4 protein-coding genes are annotated in these 4632 nt (G+C 62.7%); 1 reads left to right on the top strand and 3 read right to left on the bottom strand.

The genetic code is table 11. The features are described 5' to 3' along the window. On the bottom strand, positions 1-135 hold a 135-nt coding region (locus IQ216_RS14785), incomplete at its 3' end, for a transposase (protein WP_370566735.1). Between the two features lie 265 nt (positions 136-400). Between IQ216_RS14785 and IQ216_RS14780 the strand changes: the two genes are divergently transcribed. Then, complete coding sequence (locus tag IQ216_RS14780; protein WP_193815619.1) at positions 401-583, top strand: hypothetical protein; 183 nt, start codon at positions 401-403, stop codon at positions 581-583. Between the two features lie 1600 nt (positions 584-2183). Here the strand turns inward: IQ216_RS14780 and IQ216_RS11785 are convergent. Both IQ216_RS11785 and IQ216_RS11780 read right to left on the bottom strand, forming a co-directional pair. After that, entirely contained in the window at positions 2184-2375 is a 192-nt protein-coding gene (locus IQ216_RS11785) for a hypothetical protein (RefSeq protein ID WP_193815605.1), read from the bottom strand. Positions 2376-3109: 734 nt separating this feature from the next. Continuing rightward, complete coding sequence (locus IQ216_RS11780) at positions 3110-4228, bottom strand: hypothetical protein (RefSeq protein WP_193815604.1); 1119 nt, start codon at positions 4226-4228, stop codon at positions 3110-3112. Positions 4229-4632: the final 404 nt, after the last annotated feature.

Raw genomic sequence — 4632 nt, 5'->3', positions numbered from 1 at the left:
CCAGCGGTGGTAGGTCGGTTGCGTCACCTCGATGACGCGGCAGACGTCGGCGACGGTTTTTCCCTGAGCGATCAACTGCTCGGCGGTCTTGAGCTTGCGGATGATCTGCTCGGCTGTGTGCCTGGTGTGTTTCATGGTCGAGTCCACGGCCCAGTTTGGCCGGCTGAAGACTCTCATTCACCCTGGACCGGTTTCCGGGGCCCACGTCAACCCCGGCTGCATCGGCCAGTTGGATAACGGCGTCAAGGGCTGCTAACCAATCCGTCTTCGGATTCGGGTTTTGCTCTGTCGGGAGTGGCTGAAAGCCATCTTCCCAGCTTTCCTTGTCTGCAAGCTTGAGCAGCTCAATAGATCCACTCGGCCTAAAGGCGCTGATCTGCCCGATTCCGCGCCGCTGATAGTGGATGCGCTGACGGTCCTCCGACCATCCGAGGATGCGGAAGCTGCCGGCCAGGGCCTCGATGCCGGGGAGGCCGTGCTCACCCCCCTCCTGGGCTCGCTCTCCCAGCGCTCCCCCGGTGTGGTAGTGCAGGCTCCCGAGGAGGGCCGCCAGGGGCCGCCCAGGGTGAGGCTCGCCTTCTAAAGCCCCCTCATACTGGGCCAGCAGGCGCTCGCGGTCCATCGGCTCGCCTCCAAGGGCGTCGGAGGCGTCGGCAAAGCCTTCGAGCAGGTCTTCCACGCTGGGGGTGAACTTCAAGCCCAGCTTTTCGAGCTGGAGCACAGCCCCAGCGAGTTGGGGCGTGTGGGTCAGGCCGAGGTCGTTCCTCTCACCTGGGGCCGCTCCTTTCTGGAGTACCTCTGCCGTCGCTTTCGGCAGGAAGTCAAGCAGTGGCACCGGTGGTTGCAGCTTCGCAACTTTCTTCTCTCCATCACTCCAAGAGTGCGCCGCCCACTCGGCATCCAGCTCAGATGAACTACGGGCTCCACCCTTCGCGCAAGGGGAGGTCTTAAGGTTTCCTTTGGATTTACCCTTCTGCGAAGGATGCTTCGCGGAAAGCTCGGCGAAGGTAGCTCGCCAGTCGGCTTCCCCGTCTGCTTCCAGCAGGCGCTCCACCCCCGGCAGGGCTGTCTCTGCCTCCAGCGACGGCGCTTCGCGCCGAATCGTCATCGGCAGCTGCTCCCTCCCCGCCGGGACCTTCTTCGAGGGCGCCAGCGGGCCCATGTTTATTGGCAGCCGCATCCGCTGGCTCTTCGCCGTGGTGACCTTCGGGTCCCCTTTCAAGTAGACGCACATCGCTTGCTGGAAGTCTTTGATAACCTCCCAAGGGGTGCCTTCAGCAAAGCGCCAGAACAGATGTAGTGACTTAGAGCCACTGAAGCACTTAACGTGCGGCTTAAGTGACTCAGGGAGCTTTTCAACGCGAGCGATTTGCTCATCAATAGACGATCCGTCTATCTCACAGACAGCAACCCGACGGCTGATGACATTTTCATCTCTCAACCCTTCGCTGGCCGGACCAAAGACTGCAGGGCAGAAGTAGATATCGGAGGTCGCCCACTTGCCTTGATACTGTCCCTTAACAGCGTGCTCTATCGACAAGCGGAGGGACTGCGGCTTCCCCCCCGCTGGTGGTGCCTCCCCCCCTTCAGCGAGCTTCCTACGGTCGTTCTTCGTGTGGTATTTATGTGTTAAGTACACCTCCGACTGGTCTTCATCACCGTTCCCGTCTTCACGACGCTGTAGCTGAGCGGCGTTGGAAAAGAACGCACCGTCGGACCGGGCGCGGGTGATAGAAAATGTCTGCACTGCCTCCCTTGTGGACTCCAGGTCAAGGGTGATGAGAGCGTCGGTGGTCTCGGCAAAGGGGTCGTCTCTCGCCACCCCCGGGTCGCGGTGCTCCTTGCAGATCGCGAGGTTGGCGGCTTGCCCCTCTGCGGCTGCAGCCTTCTCCGCCTCGATCTCCTCGATGGGGTCGTGGCMCTCCCACCCCCCGGCTGGGTCAGCCTCAGCCTCAGCCTCTGCGGCTGCTGCAGCTTCCCTTGCCAGCTCTCTTACAGCTTCTTTCGCGTCTTCCGCGTCTTGTTCGTCGCACCGTTCGCAGGAGGGGTCTCCGCCCTCTGGCTTGGCGTTTCCGTGATCGTCCATTAGAATAGATGTGTGTTTGACGTTGGGTTACCCCCAGCTCCCTTCGGAAAGGAGCAAACCGAAGCGGTTCAGGAGGCCATAACCTGAGCCGCTTTTTTCATGGCTTCACGGCCGGTAGACCGCTTCCTGCGGCACCCCCCCGCTGGCCCTGCTCTGCCTGCCTGGCCGCTTCAGCAGCTTCAGCAGCGCGCTGCTCCTCCACTGCGTCGCAGTACTTGGTGAGCTTCAACTGAGCCACCAGCAGCCTGCGGGCCAGCGGACTCAGACGAGTGCTGTAACAGGAAGCCATCTCCTTCAGGATTCTCATCTCCTCGCGGCCAAGGCGGATCGAGATCGGTTTGAGCGGTGCTGCATCAGCGGGCCGTTCCCAGTCGATGACTGCACCGGGGAGCTCACCTGCGGGGGTGCCCCCGGCAGGTCCTGGGACTGCCCCAGCGCTAGGGGTGATGTGGTCGGTCTGAGGAGAATCCATGGGGCGTATGCAACGTGTCTACGGCAAGTCTGGCCCAGCTAGAAGTAGAAGAAGGAGCTATCGAGCAGGTAGATCTCTATCGGCTCGATAAAGAGCTTCACTCTTACCAAGCGAGTAAAGAGTGCAGCCAGAATCAGTGACCCAGCACCCGCTGGGTCAGCTATCAGCCATCACTCCAATCAGCCATCGCTCCGCGAATGGCATTCGGGCACCAGAGCACTCTGCTGGTCTTCCCCGGCGTGGTCTTGATGTAGTGCTGGCCAGCCTTCAGGCGGCCTGTTTGACGGAGCCGATAGAGCGATGCGCGAGACAGACCCAGATCAACTGCAGCCAGCTCGGCACTCACCCAAGGCCCCGCGCTGTGCGCGATGGTCATCTTGATGGTTTGCGTAGAACGGCTTCTGGTAAGCGAATCGCGCTGCTTCGGCTGCAGCGCCGCTCCTTATGAGCGGCCTATAGGCAAGTGGTTGCCTTCCGCCGGGGCTCTACCGAGAGCTGGCCCAACGGGTTAGCCCGGAGAAGGTGGGAAACCGGACGTTGCTTCTCTCTTTCTACTCGGGGTTGTCTCGATCTGTCAAGCTCCGGTATTTGAGACCCGTTTCAATAGCTGCATCAATAGTCCCTTCATCAGTCCAAGTCCCATAGACCCGCTGATGAGTATCAACCGAATGGCCCATAAGAGCAGCAGCAACCCTCGGAGATAGTCCATACGCCTGGTGCGCTCGAAGCGCGTAACCATGACGGAAGCCATAAGGAGTGCAACCCCGCTGGGCCAGTGGTTTCCACGCTTCCTGCCGCACGAGGTAGCGCCTGGCGGCATCGGCCACTCCACCGCCGAAGGGGGGTAGCGACTCTCCCGCCGCGAGTCGCTCGCGCAGCTCCCACTCTGTCTCCCACTCTGGGTGCAGGGCTCGCAGGCTCCGAGGGGCGGTGGTACCGCCGCCGCTGCGCTTCTGGTAGTTGCACCAGAGCTTTCCGTCAGCTCGAAGCTGCAGATGCAGGAGCTCCACTGGCCGCAGACCGTAAGCAGCAATCAGCCGCAGGGCGAAGCCCCACCGTTGGCCGGCCAGGTCGGCTGGTAGACCCTGGAGCAGGCCCAGGATCTGCTCATCAGTCAAAGGAATGGCAGCAACGTTCTTCAGCAGAGCTTCTCCTACGAACCTGCGCAGGCTGCTTGGAGGTGACCACCGGTCCTGAGGGAGAAGTTCCTCGTCGCAGGCCCAGCGGAGCATGGCGGCAACGTGTTGCACCGCGATCTGGCGGCGGCGGGATCCTGCAGGCCACTTCTCCCCCAGCTGGGAGAGGAGCTCCTTCGCGTTGCTTGCCTGCTCCACCACCTGGGGCAGCACTCGGCCTGTCTGCCCGTAGTCCTTCTCCCAGGTCGTCGGCTTGATCCGCCCGCTGCGCACCTTCTCTTCTCCGAAGCGACGCCACAAGCGCAGGAGGTCGGGCTCCTCCGGTGGCGCCGCAGGTGCGGGCAGCGCCGCGGCTCTGCCGGTGAAAGGTGCTGTGGCCTCGGCCAGGGAAGCACCTGCCGCCACCTGGCCAGCGATCGCCTCAACAGCCGCTTGGATCTCCCTTGCCTGGGCAGGAACCCAGGCGAACGGCAGCACCACTGACTGGCGGCTGCCATCGGCAAAGCGGCAGAACAGCTTGGCCTTACCTCGCATCGAGCTGACGCTCCAGGGCCGGCCGATGGAGGCCCTGAGGCTGTCTCTGAGCCCGCGCACCCAAAGCGGCGTGGCCGTTTCTTGCGGCTTGGTCGCCATGAGAGGTGGGACTGGCGGGCTCTCAGCTCTCAGCTCTCAGCGGTGAGAGCTGAGGGGCTCCTTGAGAGCTGGGTGAGAGCTGGGTGAGAGCTGAGGGGCTTCGTGACCTTACCAAGTGGCTACGAGCTGCCACAAGCTGCGACAAGCGGGCAGCGAGTGGCCAAGAGCCTTGCAGCGGAAGAACTCAGGCCCTGTCAGGCGTGGCGGGCGATCACAGCGTATGGTGGTGTCCGGCGGGGCGTGGCGCAGCTTGGTAGCGCGGGTGCTTTGGGAGCACTAGGTCGCAGGTTCGAATCCTGTCGCCC

Source organism: Cyanobium sp. LEGE 06143, assembly GCF_015207535.1.
In the GTDB taxonomy this organism is placed as follows: domain Bacteria; phylum Cyanobacteriota; class Cyanobacteriia; order PCC-6307; family Cyanobiaceae; genus NIES-981.
Note: the sequence above shows the minus strand (reverse complement) of the source record. Positions and strands in the feature narration are given on the sequence as shown.